Source organism: Spirillospora sp. NPDC127506, from assembly GCF_040302145.1.
Taxonomy (GTDB): Bacteria; Actinomycetota; Actinomycetes; order Streptosporangiales; family Streptosporangiaceae; genus Spirillospora.
Window position 1 is genome coordinate 301,057 of the sequence record NZ_JBEORG010000001.1, and the last position, 14,607, is coordinate 315,663.

The window sequence follows — 14,607 nt, forward strand, 5'->3', positions numbered from 1 at the left end:
AACGTCCGAAGTGAACGTGACGTCGAGGGCATCGAGGAGGCGTGCTTGTCCCACCGTGAGAAGCCGGGCGGCTCCGATCGGGGGCCCTTCGACGTATGGAGGGAACAGACGGACCACGGCATGGGCCCCTCCCGCTGAGCGGCCCGACACCCGGGGACCACGGCATCAGGCCGCGGCCCCCGGGTTTTGTCATGCGGCCCCGGGGCCGATGTGAGGCATCGCACCCGGCAGGGTGGGTTGTGTTTTCCAACTCAGTGGCCGGATACTGGCGGGGGAGCGAGTTGGAAAAACCAACGGAGGTGGCGGACATGCGGGACGCGGTGATCGTGGAGGCGGTGCGGACTCCGCTGGGCAAGGGCAAGGCGAACGGGTTCCTGCACGGCGACCATCCGGCCGACCTGCTGGCGCGGACGCTGAAGTCGCTCGTCGAGCGGGCCGGGATCGACCCGGCGGAGGTCGACGACGTCATCGGCGGCGTCGTCACGCAGGCCGGCGACCAGGCGCTCAACGTCACCCGGACGGCCGTGCTCGCCGCCGGGTTCCCCGAGAGCGTCCCCGCCATGACCGTCGACCGGCAGTGCGGCTCGTCCCAGCAGGCCCTGCACATCGCGGCGCAGGGCGTGCGGAGCGGCGCCTACGACATCGCGATCGCCTGCGGGGTCGAGTCGATGTCGCGGGTGCCGATGGGGTCGAGCGTCCTGCCGGGGAGCGACCCGTTCGGGACGATGCTGCGCGAGCGGTACCCGGACGGGCTCGTCGGGCAGGGCATCAGCGCCGAGCTGATCGCCGCCCGCTGGGGCCTCGCGCGCGAGGAGCTCGACGCCTACGCCTACGAGTCGCACCGCCGCGCCGCCGACGCGTGGAAGAACGGCGAGTTCGACCGGGAGGTCGCCTGGGCGGGGCAGTGGGACGAGACCGTCCGCCCGGGGACGTCCCCGGAGGTCCTCGCCGGGCTCAAGCCGGCCTACTACGACGAGCGCACGGCCGAGCGCTTCCCGGAGATCGAGTGGAAGATCACCGCGGGCAACGCGTCCCCGGTCAACGACGGCGCCGCCGCCGTCCTGGTCATGGGCGCGGACGTGGCCGAGCGCCTCGGCCTGCGCCCCCGCGCCCGCTTCCACGCGTTCGCGGTGACCGGCGACGACCCGCTGCTGATGCTCACCGCGATCATCCCGGCGACCGAGAAGGTGCTCCGGCGCGGCGGCCTCACCCTGGACGACATCGACCTGTTCGAGGTGAACGAGGCGTTCGCCCCGGTCGTCCTGGCCTGGCAGCGCGAGACCGGCGCCGACCTGGGGCGGGTCAACGTGCGCGGCGGCGCGATCGCGATCGGCCACCCGCTCGGCGCCAGCGGCGCCCGCATCATGACGACGCTGCTGCACGCCCTGGAGGACCGCGGCGGGCGGTTCGGCCTCCAGACCATGTGCGAGGCGGGCGGCATGGCCAACGCCACCATCGTCGAAAGGCTCTGACTAGGCTTCGTGCCATGCCCAAGGACGCCGACCCGCGCGAATGCTCGGTCGCCGACACCCTCGACCTGGTCGGCGAGCGCTGGAGCCTCCTCGTGATCCGCGAGCTGAGCTACGGCGTGCGGCGGTTCGACCGGATCGTGCGCAACACGGGCGCGTCCCGCGACATCCTGGCGTCCCGGCTGCGCAAGCTGGAGGCGAACGGCATCATCCGGCGCGAGCGCTACAGCGACCACCCGGCCCGCTACGAGTACCACCTGACGCCCGCGGGCGCGGAGCTGTGCGACGTGCTGCTCGTGCTGATGCGGTGGGGCGACCGGCACCTGCACCCCGACGACCCGCCCGTCCGCTGGCAGCACTCCTGCGGCGAGCCGGTCAGCCCCGTGGTCGTCTGCCGCCACTGCGGCGGCGAGGCCCGCGTGGGCGCCCACTCACCCACCGGCCGCGGCGCCCGCACCTCCTGAGGCCGCGTCCAGCAGGGCGCGGGCGCCGGTCCGCGCCCGCGCGGCCGCGGCGGGGTCGCCGTGGACGCCGGCCACCACGATCGCCCCCTCGGCGAGCAGGTAGACCGCCTCGGCGGCGGCCGGGGCGACGGCGGAGACCAGCTCGGCCACCTGGTCGTGGAAGGCGCGCTTGTGCGCGCGGGCCGCCTCCGCGATCGCCGGGGCCGACGGGCCGAGCTCGCCGTGCGCGTTGACCCACGCGCAGCCGCGGAACCCGGGCTCGGCGAACCAGGCGCCGAGCCAGTCGAACAGCGCGAGCACGCGCTCCCGGGGGTCGGGCACGGTGTCCAGGTGGGCGGCCAGCGCTCCGCGCCAGCGCCGGTCGCGGCGGTCCAGGACGGCGACGATCAGCGCCTCCTTGGTGGGGAACAGCCGGTAGACGCGCTTGAGGGGGAGCCCGGCGGCGTCCCGCAGCTCGTCCATGCCGACGGCCTGGATGCCCTTCCGGTAGAAGAGGTCCTCGGCGACGTCGAGCAGCGTGCGGCGGTCCAGGGCCTGCTGCTCCTCGGTGATCGCTGCGGGCATCGCCACTCCGGCTTGACGTTGAGAACGGACGTTTTCTACCTTAGGCGACGTAGATTGAGAACGTACGTTCTCAACTTGAGGAGGCCACGATGCCGGAAGACCGCCCGCCCTACCCGCCGTTCACCGAGGAGACCGCCCGGCAGAAGGTCCAGGCCGCCGAGGACGCCTGGAACACACGCGACCCGGAGCGGGTCGCGTCCGCCTACACGCCGGACTCGGTGTGGCGGAACCGGGACCGGTTCATCACCGGCCGGGACGAGATCATCGCCTTCCTGAAGGAGAAGTGGGAGCGGGAGCTCGACTACGCGCTGCGCAAGAGCCTGTGGGGCTTCCGGGAGAACCGGATCGCCGTCCGGTTCCAGTACGAGTGGCACGACGACGGCGGCCAGTGGTGGCGCAGCTACGGCAACGAGCTGTGGGAGTTCGACGAGCGCGGCCTGATGCGCCGCCGCGAGGCGAGCATCAACGACGTGCGGATCGCCGAGTCCGACCGCCGCATCCGCGGCCCGCGCCCTGAGGCCGAGCACGGCGCCGACATCCCGATCCGGTAGCGGTCACCGCTCCGCGGCCAAGCGGACGCCCAGGCCGATGAAGAGGGTCCCCACCGCCGTGTTGAGCCGCCGCCGCGCCGCGCGGCGGCGGCGCAGCCAGTCCCCGATCCGGCCCGCGAGGACGCCGACCGTGCCGTCCACGAGGAACTCCAGCACGATCAGGACCGCCCCCAGGAGCGCGAACTGCAGCCACACGTGCCCCAGCGCCGGATCGATGAACTGGGGCAGGAAGGCGATCGTGAAGGTGACCATCTTCGGGTTCAGCAGGTTGGTCAGCAGCCCGTTGAGGTAGGCCCGCCGGCCCGACACGCCCGCCGGCGCCGCGTCCGGCACGTCCCCGCGGTGCCGCAGGGTCTGGACGCCCAGGTAGACCAGGTACGCGGCGCCCGCGGTCCGCACCACCGTGAACGCGACCGGCACCGCCGCGAACAGCGCCGCCAGCCCGGCCGCGGCCACCGCCACGTGGACGGCCTCGCTCGTCGCGACCCCGGCCGTGGCGAGCAGCCCGGCCCGCGCGCCGCCCCGCATCCCGCAGCCGAGGACGAACAGCATGTCGGGCCCGGGAATGACCATGGCGACGACCGAGGTCGCGAAGAACAGGGCGAGCAGGTGCGGATCGACGGGCATGCCGTGATCCTCACACGCCGCGGCCCGCCCGGGGAAATCGGATCAGGCGGGGCCGCGGCGCTCGGGGCGGTCAGTCGAGGCAGAACTCGTTGCCCTCGGGGTCGGCCATCACGATGTGGCCGGCGCCGAGCGGGGGCGCCGGATCGTGGCGCTGGAGGCGGGCGGCGCCGAGGGAGACGAGGCGTCCGGCCTCGGTCTCCAGGGCGGCCATCCGGGCGTCGCCCTCAAGGCCGGGCGCGGCCCGGACGTCCAGGTGCACGCGGTTCTTGGCCTGCTTGCCCTCCGGGACGCGCTGGAAGAAGAGGCGGGGGCCGGCGCCCTCGGGGTCGACCACCGCCGAGGCGTCGTTGCGCCGCTCGGGCGGGACGCCCATCGCCTCCAGGGCCTCGTCCCAGGACGCGAAGCCGCCGGGCGGGTCCTGCAGCCGGTAGCCGAGGACCTCGGCCCAGAACGCCGCGAGGGCGGCCGGGTCGGCGCAGTCGAAGGTGATCTGTACGTCGCGGGCCATGTCAGCTCGCCTCCCGTCGGGTGTGCAGGTAGAGGTCGCGGAGCAGGCTCACCTCGGCGAGGTGGTGGATCAGCTCCCGGTTGATGTGCAGGACGAGCGTCGCCATCGGCTCCTCGGCGTACGGGCCCTCGGCGGGCCCGCAGGGGCGCGCCAGGCCCTCCTCGCCCAGGGACTCGACGCCCGCCAGCCAGGTCGCGTACTCGGCGTCGAGCTGCGCCAGCGCCCCGGCGGCGGTCCCGGCGTACTCGAACGTGTCGTAGTCCGTGGCCGCGCGGCCGAAGTGCGAGGCGCTGCGCATCGCGAGCACGCCGACGATGACGTGCGCGAGCCGCCAGGCGACCGTCGTGAACGGCGGCGGGTCGGGCGGCGGGAACGCGAAGTCGATCGTCATCGCGCCGGCCCCGGCCCGCACCGGTGCGGTGCCGGTGCCGCGCGGGCGGACGCTCCAGCAGCCGGGGGCCGGCTCCCAGAAGTACTCGTCGTCCGTGAGCCCGTCGAGGCGGGGGCGGAGCTGGTTGTCCCAGTGCCAGGCGATCTGGTCCCGGAGCATGGTGTTCCACGTCATGGCACCCAGCCTTCCCCCAATTGCGGACAGGAATGTTCCGCGATGTGTGCCACGATGACCGCGTGACCGTTGAGGCGACGACCGAGCGGGTGCTGCGGCTGCTCGCGCTGCTGCAGCGCAGGCCGTCCTGGACCGCCGCCGAGCTCGCCGCCGAGCTCGGGGTGACCGACCGCTCGGTGCGCCGCGACGTGGAGCGGCTGCGCGCGCTCGGGTACCCCGTCCGCGCGGCGGCGGGCGTCGGCGGCGGCTACCGGCTCGGCGCGGGCACCCGGCTGCCGCCGCTGCTGCTGGACGACGAGGAGGCGATCGCGACCGCGGTGTCCCTGCGCATGGCCTCGGGCGGCACGGTCGCCGGGGCGGGCGAGGCGGCGCTGCGGGCGCTGGCGAAGCTCGACCAGGTGATGCCGCCCCGGCTGCGCGCCGAGGTGCGCGCGGTGCACGGCGCCACCGAGACCCTCGTCGGCCCCGGGGTCGAGATCGACGCCGAGGTGCTCGTGACGCTCGCGCGGGCCTGCCGCGACGCCGTCCGGGTGCGGTTCCGGTACGCCGCCCCCGGCGGCGGGGAGCGGGAGCGCACGGTGGAGCCGGTGCGGATGGTCGCCACCGCCCGCCGCTGGTACCTGATGGCCTGGGACGTCGACCGCGGCGACTGGCGCACGTTCCGGCTCGACCGGATGCGCGAGGTGGCGGCGACGACCTGGCATTTCCGGCCGCGGGAGCATCCGGACCCGGTCGCCTACGTCCAGCGCTCCGTCACGGAGGCGCCTTACCGCCACCTCGCCCGGGTGCGGCTGCGGGCCGAGGCCGCCCGGGTGCGGGAGCTGGTGCCGCCCCAGGTGGGCCGGGTCGAGGAGGACCGCGACGGCTGGTGCGTCCTCGTCGCGGGCGGGGACGATCTCGATTGGCTCGCCGTGCACGTGGTGCGCCTGGGCTTCGAGGCCGAGGTGCTGGAGCCCGCCGAGCTGCGGGCCGCCGCCGCCCGGCTCGCCCGCCGCCTGGCGGCGATGTCCGGGGTCAGCATTCGATGACGTTGACGGCCAGGCCGCCGCGCGAGGTCTCCTTGTACTTGTCGAGCATGTCGCGGCCGGTGTCCCGCATGGTCTTGACGGCCTTGTCGAGGGTGACGAAGTGGCGGCCGTCGCCGCGCAGCGAGATGCGCGCGGCGCTGATGGCCTTGATGGCGCCGATCGCGTTCCGCTCGATGCAGGGGACCTGGACCAGGCCGCCGACCGGGTCGCAGGTCAGGCCGAGGTTGTGCTCGATGCCGATCTCGGCGGCGTTCTCGACCTGCTCGGGGGTGCCGCCCAGGACCTCGGTGAGGCCGGCGGCGGCCATGGAGCAGGCGGAGCCGACCTCGCCCTGGCAGCCGACCTCGGCGCCGGAGATCGAGGCGTTCTGCTTGAACAGGACCCCGATCGCGCCCGCGGTGAGGAGGAAGCGGACGATGCCCTCGTCGCCGCCGGGCAGGAAGCGGTCGTAGTAGTGCAGGACGGCCGGGACGATGCCGGCGGCGCCGTTCGTGGGGGCGGTGACGATGCGCCCGCCGGCGGCGTTCTCCTCGTTCACCGCGAGCGCGAAGAGGGTGACCCAGTCCATCGCGTGGAGCGGGTCGGACGCCTTCTCGGCCGAGAGCCCGCGGTGGAGCTGGGGCGCGCGGCGGCGCACCTTCAGCCCGCCGGGGAGGAGGCCCTCCCGGGTGCAGCCCCGGGCCACGCAGTCCTGCATGACGCGCCAGAGGGCGAGCAGCTCCTCGCGGACCTCCTCGGGGGTGCGGCCGAACGCCGTCTCGTTCTCCAGCATCAGCGCGGAGACGGACAGGCCCGTCTCGCGGCAGCGGTCGAGGAGGGCGGCGGCCGTGTCGAACGGGTGGGGGAGGACGGTGTCGTCGGCCTTGATGCGGTCGGCGCCGGTGGCGTTCTCGTCCACGACGAAGCCGCCGCCGACCGAGTAGTAGACCTTGGACCGCAGCTCTTCGCCGCCGCCGGCGTAGGCGGTGAAGCGCATGCCGTTGGGGTGGCCGGGCAGCGACTCCCTGCGCTCGAAGCGCAGGTGCTCGTTGACCACGAAGGGGATGTCGTGGTCGTCGAAGAGGCGCAGCGCCCCGCGTTCGCGGATCGCCGCCAGGCGTTCGTCCACCCGGTCCACGTCGACCAGTTCCGGCTTGTCGCCCTCCAGGCCGAGCATGACGGCCTTGTCGCTGCCGTGGCCCTTACCGGTGAGGCCTAGCGAGCCGTAGAGCACGACCCGCACCGAGGCGGTCTTCTCCAGCAGCCCGTCGCGTTCCAGGCCGCGGGCGAAACGGTGGGCCGCCGCCATCGGGCCGCCGGTGTGGGACGACGACGGGCCGATGCCGATCTTGAACAGGTCGAAGACGCTGATGGCCATGAGCTACCTCGTTGTAGCTGCGCCCCCTCCCGGCGGCGGGAGGGGGCGCGGAGACGTCACAGGTCGGGATACAGGGGATGCTCGTCCGCCAGCGCCTTCACCCGGGCCGCGAGGGCGTCGCGGTCGAAGGACGGCTGGAGGGCGAGCGCGATCACGTCCGCGACCTCCGCGAAGTCGTCGGCGGTGAAGCCGCGGGTGGCGAGGGCCGGCGTGCCGATGCGCAGGCCGGACGTGACCATCGGCGGGCGCGGGTCGTTCGGCACCGCGTTGCGGTTCACCGTGATGCCGACGTCGTGCAGGCGGTCCTCGGCGTCGCGCCCGGTGAGGTCGGAGTCCACCAGGTCGACCAGGACGAGGTGGACGTCCGTCCCGCCGGTGAGGACCTTCACGCCCGCCTTGGCGGAGTCCTCGGCGAGGAGGCGCTCCGCGAGCAGCTTCGCGCCCTCGACGGTGCGGGCCTGCCGGGCCTTGAACTCCTCCGACGCGGCGATCTTGAGGGCGACGGCCTTGGCGGCGATCACGTGCTCCAGCGGGCCGCCCTGCATGCCGGGGAACACCGCCGAGTTGATCTTCTTGCCGAACTCCTCGCGGGCGAGGATCAGCCCGCCGCGCGGGCCGCCGAGCGTCTTGTGCGTGGTCGTCGTGACGATGTCCGCGTGCGGGACCGGCGACGGGTGCAGCCCCGCCGCGACGAGCCCGGCGAAGTGCGCCATGTCGACCATGAGCAGCGCCCCGACCGAGTCGGCGATCTTGCGGAACGCCGGGAAGTCGAGCTGCCGCGGGTACGCCGACCAGCCCGCCACGATCATCTTGGGCCGGTGCTCGGCCGCGAGCGAGGCGACCTCGTCCATGTCGACCAGGCCGTCCTCGGCGCGGACGTGGTACGGCACCACGTTCAGCGTCTTGCCCGAGTAGTTCAGCCGCATCCCGTGGGTCAGGTGGCCGCCGTGCGCGAGGTCGAGCCCCAGGATCGTGTCGCCGTGCTGCAGCAGCGCGAAGTACACCGCCGTGTTGGCCTGCGCCCCGCTGTGCGGCTGGACGTTCGCGTGCTCGGCGCCGAACAGCGCCTTCGCCCGGTCGATGGCGAGCTGCTCGGTGACGTCGACGTACTCGCAGCCGCCGTAGTACCGCCTGCCCGGGTAGCCCTCGGCGTACTTGTTCGTCAGCACGGAGCCCTGCGCCTCCAGCACGGAGACCGGCGCGAAGTTCTCCGACGCGATCATTTCCAGCGTGGACTGCTGGCGGCGCAGCTCCGCGGCGACGGCCTCGGCGACCTCGGGATCGGCCGCCGCGAGGGAGTCGTAGAGGCTCATGCTTCCTCGATCAGCTTCTCGTAGGCGGCCGAGTCGAGCAGGTCGCCGGGCTCGTCGGAGATCCGCACCTTGAAGATCCAGCCCTCGCCGTACGGGTCGTCGTTGATCACCTTCGGCTCGTCCACCACCGCGCTGTTGATCGCGGTGACCTCGCCGCTGACCGGGGAGTACAGGTCGCTCACCGACTTGGTCGACTCGACCTCGCCGCAGGGCTCGCCCGCCTCGACGGTGTCGCCCTCGGACGGCTGCAGCTCGAGGTAGACGATCTCGCCGAGCGCGTCGGCGGCGTGCGCCGTGATGCCGACGGTGACGATGCCGTCCTCGCCGCCGAGGCCGGACACCCACTCGTGCTCTTCGCTGTAGCGGAGCTGCTCCGGAACGCTCACGATGTTCTCTCTCTTTCAGGGACGCTTGTAGAACGGCAGGTCGACCACGTCCACCGGCTCGTGCCGGCCGCGGACGTCCACGGCCAGGCCCGACTCCTCGACGCCGCTGTCGAGGTAGGCCAGGGCGATCGGCTTGCCCAGTGTGGGCGAAGGGGCGCCGCTCGTCACCACCCCGCACGGCGTGCCGCCGGACGTGACGACCTGGTACCCCTTCCGCGGCGCGCGACGCCCGCGCGCGGCCAGTCCCACGAGCCTACGGCCCGGCGGGGTCTGCGCCTGCGCCGCCAGGGCCGCCTTGCCCACGAAATCGACGGGCTTGTCCAGCTTCACGACCCGGCCGAGGCCCGCCTCGAACGGGTTGGTCTCGGCGGTCAGCTCGTTGCCGTACAGCGGCATGCCCGCTTCCAGGCGCAGCGAGTCGCGCGCCGCGAGCCCCGCCGGGACGACCCCGTCCACCGCGGCGAGCGCCCGCCACAGCGGGACCGCGTCGGAGGCGTCCACGAACAGCTCGAAGCCGTCCTCGCCCGTGTACCCGGTGCGGGCGACCAGCGCGTCGACGCCCGCGACCCGGTCCGCCAGGATCGCGTAGTACCTGAGGCCGGCGAGCGTCGCCTCGGTGAACCGTTCGAGGATCTCCTGCGAGCGCGGGCCCTGCAGGGCGATCAGCGCGTAGGCGTCGGAGCGGTCGTCGACGACCGCCTCGAAGCCCGCCGCCCGCTCGGTCAGCGCGTCCCGGACGACGGCGGTGTTCGCGGCGTTCGCGACGACCATCCAGGTCTGCGCTTCGCCCCCGCGGCCGCCTCCCGCCGCCTCCCGGTCGGCGAGCCGGTACACGATCAGGTCGTCGAGGACGCCGCCGTCCGGCGCGCAGAGCATCGTGTAGCGGGCCTTGCCGACCGCCATCGGGGACAGGTTCCCGACCAGCGCGTAGTCGAGGGCCGCCCCGGCGCCCGGCCCGGACACGAAGATCTCCCCCATGTGCGACAGGTCGAACAGCCCGGCGCCGGTGCGGACGGCCTCGTGCTCGGCCGTCTCGCTCCTGTAGCGCAGCGGCATCAGGTAGCCGGCGAAGTCGACCATGTTCGCGCCGAGGTCCCGGTGGACCTCGTGCAGCGGGGTGGTCTTCGGCTCGGCGGACTTTGACTCGGCGGACATCGGTTCGGCTCCTTCGTCACGGGCGCGTGGTCCATCGTCCCACTCGCGCACCGGGCGTCTCGGTGCCTCCCCCTCTGTCATCTGCGCCTGAGAGCTTCACCCGCCTGCACGCGGGCTTTCACCTTCGGCGGGGGACCGGGTCCCCGCTTTCCAGAGGTCGCCTGGCCCGTGCGGTCCGTGGGCCTGAGAGGTTCCGGGGAGGATTTGCTCCTTCGGCGCCCCACGCCGGCTGCGTGGGACTCTCCCGCACGGGATCAACGGCTGACCGCAAATCTAGCAGCGGCCCTGCCCCGCGACCACCCGCCGTCAGCCCGCCGGCGACGGCGACGCGGACAGCGACCTCACGCACGCCCGCAGGGCCGCCTTCATCTTCTCCAGCTCCGCCTTGCCGGGCGTCGTCGACGGGTTCGGGCTCGGCAGTTTCACGCCCTGGCGGTGCATGCAGTCGTTGAACCTCTCGGCCGCGCTGGACGGTCCGGGCGTCGGCGCGCCGCCTTTCCCGGGCGCGCCGGACGGCGCCGACGCCGGTGCCGAGGCCGCGGGCGAGGGCGGTGCGCCTTTGCCGTCGCCGGAGCCGCCGTCGCCGGAGCCGCCGTCGCCGGAGCCGCCGCATCCGCTGAGCGCCAGCACGAGCGCCAGCACCGCCACATGACCGAGCTTCAAGGTGGACCTCCGTGCACCGGGGACGGGACCGGCCCATGATGCGCGGGCGGGGCGGCGCGCGGATATCGCGGCGCGTGCCAATGCCGCGGGCCCGGTTTAGCAACTCGCATCAAACGGGCGTCCGCGCAGTCTCGGTTGACTTAAACCGGATCGGGTTCCGTAACGTACCCTGAGTTGGTCACCCGAGATCACCCGCGGTGAGCGCGGGCGCACGAGTTGAAGGGCACGCCGGATGGTCTACCTGGCGGGAATGCTGATCCTGTTCTTCGGCCTGCTGGTGTCCATCGCGCTGCACGAGCTCGGGCATTTCTCCTTCGCCAAGCTCTTCAAGGTGCGGACGACCCAGTTCATGGTCGGGTTCGGGCCGACGATGTGGTCCAGGCGCAAGGGCGAGACCGAGTACGGCGTCAAGTGGATCCCGCTCGGCGGCTACATCCGCATGATCGGGATGCTGCCGCCGCGCAAGGGCGACGCCCCCGGGCAGGTGCGGCAGGTCAGCACCGGCCCGTGGCAGGGGCTCATCGAGTCGGCCCGCGGCGCCGCGATGGAGGAGATCAGGCCGGGCGACGAGGACCGCGTGTTCTACGCCAAGAAGTGGTGGCAGAAGATGCTCATCATGTTCGGCGGCCCCGCGATGAACCTGGTGCTCGCGGTGATGTTCTTCGCGATCCTGCTGATGGGGATCGGCGTCAAGCAGCCGCAGCCGGTGATCGAGCAGGTCCACGACTGCATGGTGCCCGCCAGCCAGTCGCAGCTGAAGGACTGCCCGGCGAACGCCGCCCCCACCCCGGCCGCGCAGGTCGGGCTGAAGGCCGGCGACCGTATCGTGTCGTTCGGCGGCAAGAAGATCGACGACTACGACGAGCTGCGGGTGCTGATCCGCGACAGCGGCGGCAGGACCGTCCCGATGACCGTCGAGCGCGGCGGGCGGAACCTGCGGCTCGACGTGCCGATCACCCGCAACCAGATGCACGACCTGGACGACCCCGACAAGATCGTCAACGTCGGGTTCCTCGGCATCACGCCGGCGCAGGCGATGGAGCGGCAGGGGCCGGGCGCGGTCGCGAGCACGATGACCGACCTGACCGCGCGCACCGCGGGCGCGCTCTTCCGGATGCCGCAGAAGATGGTCGGCGTCTGGAACGCCGCGTTCGGCGACGAGAAGCGCGACCCGAACGGGCCGGTCGGCGTCGTCGGCGTCAGCCGGATCGGCGGCGAGGTCGCCGCGTCCCACGACTACACCGGCGCCGAGAAGGTGTCGTTCTTCGTGATGCTGCTCGGGTCGCTGAACCTCGCGGTCGGGCTGTTCAACCTCGTCCCGCTGCTCCCGCTGGACGGCGGCCACATCGCCGGCGCCCTGCTGGAGGCCGTGAAGAAGGCGTTCGCGAAGATCTTCCGCAGGCCCGACCCCGGCTACGTGGACGTCGCCAAGGCGCTGCCGGTCACGTACGTGATGGCGGTCGTGCTGATCGTCATGGGCGGCCTGCTGATCTACGCCGACCTCGTGAACCCCGTCACCGTCACGGGATAGCGGGCATCTCGCCCGTCTTCCGGAAATCGTTCAGCGCGGCGAGGTAGGGCTCGATGTCGAGGCCCTGCGCGGCGAGCCACGCGTCCGACCCGTAGGTGCCGGAGTAGCGCTCGCCGCCGTCGCAGATCAGCGTGACGACGCTGCCGCGCTCGCCGCGCGCCCGCATCTCCGCGATCAGCTCCGCCGCGCCCCACATGTTGGTGCCGGTCGAGCCGCCCACGTTGCGGCCGCTGACCTCGGCCGTCCAGCGCATCGCCGCGACGGACGCCGCGTCCGGCACCCGGATCATCCGGTCGATGACCGTCGGCAGGAACGACGGCTCCACGCGGGGCCGGCCGATGCCCTCGATCCGCGAGCCGGCCGCCGTCCGGTCCGGGTCGCCGTCGGCGAACGAGCCGTGGAACGCCGAGCCCTCGGGGTCGACGACGGCGAGCCGCGTCTGGAACCGCCGGTAGCGCGCGTACCGGCCGATCGTCGCGGACGTCCCGCCGGTGCCCGCGCCGACCACGATCCAGGACGGCTCCGGGAACCGCTCCAGCCGCATCTGCTCGAAGATCGACTCGGCGATGTTGTTGTTGCCGCGCCAGTCCGTCGCGCGCTCGGCGTAGGTGAACTGGTCCATGAAGTGCCCGCCGCACCCGGCCGCGAGCCGCCGCGCCTCGTCGTAGATCGCGGACGGGTCGTCCACCAGGTGGCAGCGGCCCCCGTGGAACTCGATCAGCTGGATCTTCTCCGGGCTGGTCGAGGCGGGCATCACCGCGATGAACGGCAGGCCGAGCAGCCGCGCGAAGTACGCCTCCGACACCGCCGTGGACCCGCTGGACGCCTCGATGACCGTGGTGTCCTCGCGGATCCAGCCGTTGGCCAGCCCGTAGAGGAACAGCGACCGCGCGAGCCGGTGCTTCAGCGAACCCGTCGGGTGGACCGACTCGTCCTTCAGGTACAGGTCGATGCCCCACTCCGGCGGCAGCGGGAACACGTGGAGGTGCGTGTCCGCGCTGCGGTTGGCGTCGGCGTCGACCAGCCGGATCGCCTCGGCGATCCAGGCCCGGTACCCGGGATCGCAGCGGTCCACGATGCGGCTCACGTCGGTGTTCTCCTCGATCGTCGTCGATCGGCCGGGTCCCACGATATCCGCGCATGTCACGGTGCATCATGGAGGCAGCGGGGGGCAGATGATCGAGATGTTCGACGAACGGATCGTGGCGACCGGGCGGCTCCCGCTGTTCGGCTTCTTCGTCGCGTTCCTGATCACTTTCGTGCTGACGCGGGTGAACGTCCGGCTGATCCGGGCGGACGTGCGCTGGTGGTTCAACAACGTGACCGCCGGCGACGTGCACATCCACCATGTCGTGTTCGGCGTCGTCCTGATGCTGGCGGGCGGGGTCGGCAGCCTCGCCGTACCGGACGCCTACACGGGCCTGAGCGTCGCGGCCGCCGCAGTGTTCGGCATGGGCTCCGCCCTCGTCCTGGACGAGTTCGCGCTCATCCTGCACCTCCAGGACGTCTACTGGACGGAGAAGGGCCGCGCGTCCGTCGACGCCGTGTTCGTCGCGATCGCGGTGACCGGGCTGCTGCTGCTCGGGATCCGCCCGCTCGGCTACGAGGGCATCGCGCCCGACCCCGGCACCGGCATCCTGACCCGCGTCTACGTGGCGTCCCTGGTCATCAACCTGGTGTTCGCGGTGATCACGCTGCTCAAGGGCAAGATCTGGACCGGCCTCATCGGCCTGTTCGTCCCCGCCCTGCTGATCGTCGGCGCGATCCGGGTGGCGCGGCCGGGCTCCCCGTGGTCGCGCTGGCGCTACCCGCCGGATTCGCGCCGCTACCAGCGGGCCGTCCGCCGGGAGAGGCAGATCCGCCGGCCGCTCATCCGCGGCAAGATCTGGGTGCAGGAGTTCATCGCGGGGCGGCACGACCTCATCCCGCCCGACCTGCTGCAGCGCCGCGCGGACGCGGCCGAGCGCGCCCGCGTCCGGCGGCTCGAACGCGCCGAGCGGCGCGCCGCCGCCCGCGAGGAGCGCCGCGCCGCCGCCCGCGCCGAACGCAAGGCCGCCGACCGCGCGGAGCGCCGCGCCGAGCGCCGGGCGCAGCGCCGCGCCGAGCGCCGTGCCGCCCGCGGTACCGGCCGCGGTACCGGCCGCGGTACCGGCCGCGGTACCGGCCGCGGTACCGGCCGGACCCCGTCGCCTCGGGTGAAGGGCAGGGCCGTGTCCCGCATGCGGGCCCGCGCGGCCGCGCGGCGGGTGAGCCGCCCCCGGGAGGAGTTCCCGCCGGGCTTCCGCCCCGGCGGACGCCTCCCGCCCGCCCCGGCGAACCCCGCCGAACCGGCACCGCTCGGCGACACGCCCCGCGGCCCCGGCGAAGAGCCGCCCTGACCGCCCTGACCGCCCTGACCGCACGGCCGGGCACGCGGCCCTCGCCGC

16 protein-coding genes and 2 riboswitches are annotated in these 14,607 nt (G+C 73.2%); of the genes, 6 read left to right on the forward strand and 10 right to left on the reverse strand.

Going from position 1 to position 14,607, the window contains the following annotated elements; all coding sequences use genetic code 11:
* Positions 1 to 308 precede the first annotated feature (308 nt).
* Together ABTW95_RS01445 and ABTW95_RS01450 are read left to right on the forward strand one after the other, a co-directional pair.
* Positions 309 to 1,472 (forward strand): thiolase family protein, encoded by a 1,164-nt coding sequence (locus ABTW95_RS01445; RefSeq protein WP_396449996.1) that lies wholly within the window; start codon positions 309 to 311, stop codon positions 1,470 to 1,472.
* Positions 1,473 to 1,486: 14 nt separating this feature from the next.
* Positions 1,487 to 1,933 carry a winged helix-turn-helix transcriptional regulator gene (locus ABTW95_RS01450; protein ID WP_500223572.1) on the forward strand — a complete coding sequence of 149 codons (447 nt, stop codon included), beginning with the start codon at positions 1,487 to 1,489 and terminating at the stop codon, positions 1,931 to 1,933.
* Here ABTW95_RS01450 and ABTW95_RS01455 read toward each other — a convergent pair.
* Positions 1,901 to 2,497 carry a TetR/AcrR family transcriptional regulator gene (locus tag ABTW95_RS01455; protein WP_500223575.1) on the reverse strand — a complete coding sequence of 199 codons (597 nt, stop codon included), beginning with the start codon at positions 2,495 to 2,497 and terminating at the stop codon, positions 1,901 to 1,903. The two genes, ABTW95_RS01450 and ABTW95_RS01455, sit on opposite strands and share 33 nt — an antisense overlap.
* An 89-nt stretch (positions 2,498 to 2,586) precedes the next feature.
* On the opposite strand from ABTW95_RS01455, the gene ABTW95_RS01460 reads away from it, so the two are divergent.
* The gene (locus tag ABTW95_RS01460; RefSeq protein ID WP_396449990.1) at positions 2,587 to 3,048 is read left to right on the forward strand and encodes a nuclear transport factor 2 family protein; all 462 of its coding nucleotides are present in this window, start codon (positions 2,587 to 2,589) and stop codon (positions 3,046 to 3,048) included.
* Positions 3,049 to 3,051: 3 nt separating this feature from the next.
* On the opposite strand, the gene ABTW95_RS01465 is transcribed toward ABTW95_RS01460, so the two are convergent.
* The 3 genes from ABTW95_RS01465 to ABTW95_RS01475 form a co-directional block, all read right to left on the reverse strand.
* Entirely contained in the window at positions 3,052 to 3,675 is a 624-nt protein-coding gene (locus ABTW95_RS01465) for a LysE family translocator (protein ID WP_500223577.1), read from the reverse strand.
* A 70-nt stretch (positions 3,676 to 3,745) separates the two neighbouring features.
* Entirely contained in the window at positions 3,746 to 4,183 is a 438-nt protein-coding gene (locus ABTW95_RS01470) for a VOC family protein (protein ID WP_396449986.1), read from the reverse strand.
* Position 4,184: 1 nt separating this feature from the next.
* Complete coding sequence (locus tag ABTW95_RS01475) at positions 4,185 to 4,748, reverse strand: DinB family protein (protein ID WP_396449985.1); 564 nt, start codon at positions 4,746 to 4,748, stop codon at positions 4,185 to 4,187.
* Between the two features lie 62 nt (positions 4,749 to 4,810).
* Between ABTW95_RS01475 and ABTW95_RS01480 the strand changes: the two genes are divergently transcribed.
* Positions 4,811 to 5,776 (forward strand): helix-turn-helix transcriptional regulator, encoded by a 966-nt coding sequence (locus ABTW95_RS01480; protein WP_500223580.1) that lies wholly within the window; start codon positions 4,811 to 4,813, stop codon positions 5,774 to 5,776.
* On the opposite strand, the gene ABTW95_RS01485 is transcribed toward ABTW95_RS01480, so the two are convergent.
* The 5 genes from ABTW95_RS01485 to ABTW95_RS01505 form a co-directional block, all read right to left on the reverse strand.
* Positions 5,763 to 7,133, reverse strand: a complete 1,371-nt coding sequence (locus tag ABTW95_RS01485) for an L-serine ammonia-lyase (RefSeq protein ID WP_396449981.1) — start codon at positions 7,131 to 7,133, stop codon at positions 5,763 to 5,765. The genes ABTW95_RS01480 and ABTW95_RS01485 overlap by 14 nt on opposite strands.
* A gap of 56 nt (positions 7,134 to 7,189) precedes the next feature.
* The gene (gene glyA / locus ABTW95_RS01490) at positions 7,190 to 8,446 is read right to left on the reverse strand and encodes a serine hydroxymethyltransferase (protein WP_396449979.1); all 1,257 of its coding nucleotides are present in this window, start codon (positions 8,444 to 8,446) and stop codon (positions 7,190 to 7,192) included.
* Positions 8,443 to 8,832, reverse strand: a complete 390-nt coding sequence (gcvH, locus tag ABTW95_RS01495) for a glycine cleavage system protein GcvH (RefSeq protein WP_396449977.1) — start codon at positions 8,830 to 8,832, stop codon at positions 8,443 to 8,445. Before gcvH ends, glyA begins: the two co-directional genes overlap by 4 nt.
* Positions 8,833 to 8,847: 15 nt before the next feature.
* On the reverse strand, positions 8,848 to 9,987 hold the full coding sequence (gcvT, locus tag ABTW95_RS01500; RefSeq protein ID WP_396449975.1) for a glycine cleavage system aminomethyltransferase GcvT: 1,140 nt from the start codon (positions 9,985 to 9,987) through the stop codon (positions 8,848 to 8,850).
* Between the two features lie 71 nt (positions 9,988 to 10,058).
* Positions 10,059 to 10,144, reverse strand: a riboswitch (glycine riboswitch).
* Between the two features lie 4 nt (positions 10,145 to 10,148).
* Positions 10,149 to 10,244, reverse strand: a riboswitch (glycine riboswitch).
* A gap of 49 nt (positions 10,245 to 10,293) precedes the next feature.
* Complete coding sequence (locus ABTW95_RS01505) at positions 10,294 to 10,650, reverse strand: hypothetical protein (RefSeq protein WP_396449973.1); 357 nt, start codon at positions 10,648 to 10,650, stop codon at positions 10,294 to 10,296.
* 232 nt (positions 10,651 to 10,882) lie between these two features.
* Between ABTW95_RS01505 and ABTW95_RS01510 the strand changes: the two genes are divergently transcribed.
* Complete coding sequence (locus ABTW95_RS01510) at positions 10,883 to 12,181, forward strand: M50 family metallopeptidase (protein WP_396449972.1); 1,299 nt, start codon at positions 10,883 to 10,885, stop codon at positions 12,179 to 12,181.
* Here ABTW95_RS01510 and cds1 read toward each other — a convergent pair.
* A complete protein-coding gene (gene cds1 / locus ABTW95_RS01515; RefSeq protein ID WP_396449970.1) occupies positions 12,171 to 13,268 on the reverse strand; it encodes an L-cysteine desulfhydrase Cds1 in 1,098 nt (365 codons plus the stop codon). The two genes, ABTW95_RS01510 and cds1, sit on opposite strands and share 11 nt — an antisense overlap.
* 88 nt (positions 13,269 to 13,356) lie before the next feature.
* Here cds1 and ABTW95_RS01520 point away from each other — a divergent pair, with 88 nt between their 5' ends.
* Positions 13,357 to 14,559 carry a hypothetical protein gene (locus ABTW95_RS01520; RefSeq protein WP_500223585.1) on the forward strand — a complete coding sequence of 401 codons (1,203 nt, stop codon included), beginning with the start codon at positions 13,357 to 13,359 and terminating at the stop codon, positions 14,557 to 14,559.
* Positions 14,560 to 14,607 lie beyond the last annotated feature (48 nt).

Bases quoted from the DNA above. Each gene is read 5' to 3' on its own strand.
- ABTW95_RS01450 (WP_500223572.1), top strand. From the start codon at position 1,487: ATGCCCAAGGACGCCGACCCGCGCGAATGCTCGGTCGCCGACACCCTC.
- ABTW95_RS01475 (WP_396449985.1), bottom strand. From the start codon at position 4,748: ATGACGTGGAACACCATGCTCCGGGACCAGATCGCCTGGCACTGGGAC.
- ABTW95_RS01455 (WP_500223575.1), bottom strand. From the start codon at position 2,497: ATGCCCGCAGCGATCACCGAGGAGCAGCAGGCCCTGGACCGCCGCACG.
- ABTW95_RS01520 (WP_500223585.1), top strand. From the start codon at position 13,357: ATGATCGAGATGTTCGACGAACGGATCGTGGCGACCGGGCGGCTCCCG.
- ABTW95_RS01445 (WP_396449996.1), top strand. From the start codon at position 309: ATGCGGGACGCGGTGATCGTGGAGGCGGTGCGGACTCCGCTGGGCAAG.
- ABTW95_RS01510 (WP_396449972.1), top strand. From the start codon at position 10,883: ATGGTCTACCTGGCGGGAATGCTGATCCTGTTCTTCGGCCTGCTGGTG.
- ABTW95_RS01460 (WP_396449990.1), top strand. From the start codon at position 2,587: ATGCCGGAAGACCGCCCGCCCTACCCGCCGTTCACCGAGGAGACCGCC.
- glyA (WP_396449979.1), bottom strand. From the start codon at position 8,446: ATGAGCCTCTACGACTCCCTCGCGGCGGCCGATCCCGAGGTCGCCGAG.
- ABTW95_RS01470 (WP_396449986.1), bottom strand. From the start codon at position 4,183: ATGGCCCGCGACGTACAGATCACCTTCGACTGCGCCGACCCGGCCGCC.
- ABTW95_RS01465 (WP_500223577.1), bottom strand. From the start codon at position 3,675: ATGCCCGTCGATCCGCACCTGCTCGCCCTGTTCTTCGCGACCTCGGTC.
- gcvT (WP_396449975.1), bottom strand. From the start codon at position 9,987: ATGTCCGCCGAGTCAAAGTCCGCCGAGCCGAAGACCACCCCGCTGCAC.
- ABTW95_RS01485 (WP_396449981.1), bottom strand. From the start codon at position 7,133: ATGGCCATCAGCGTCTTCGACCTGTTCAAGATCGGCATCGGCCCGTCG.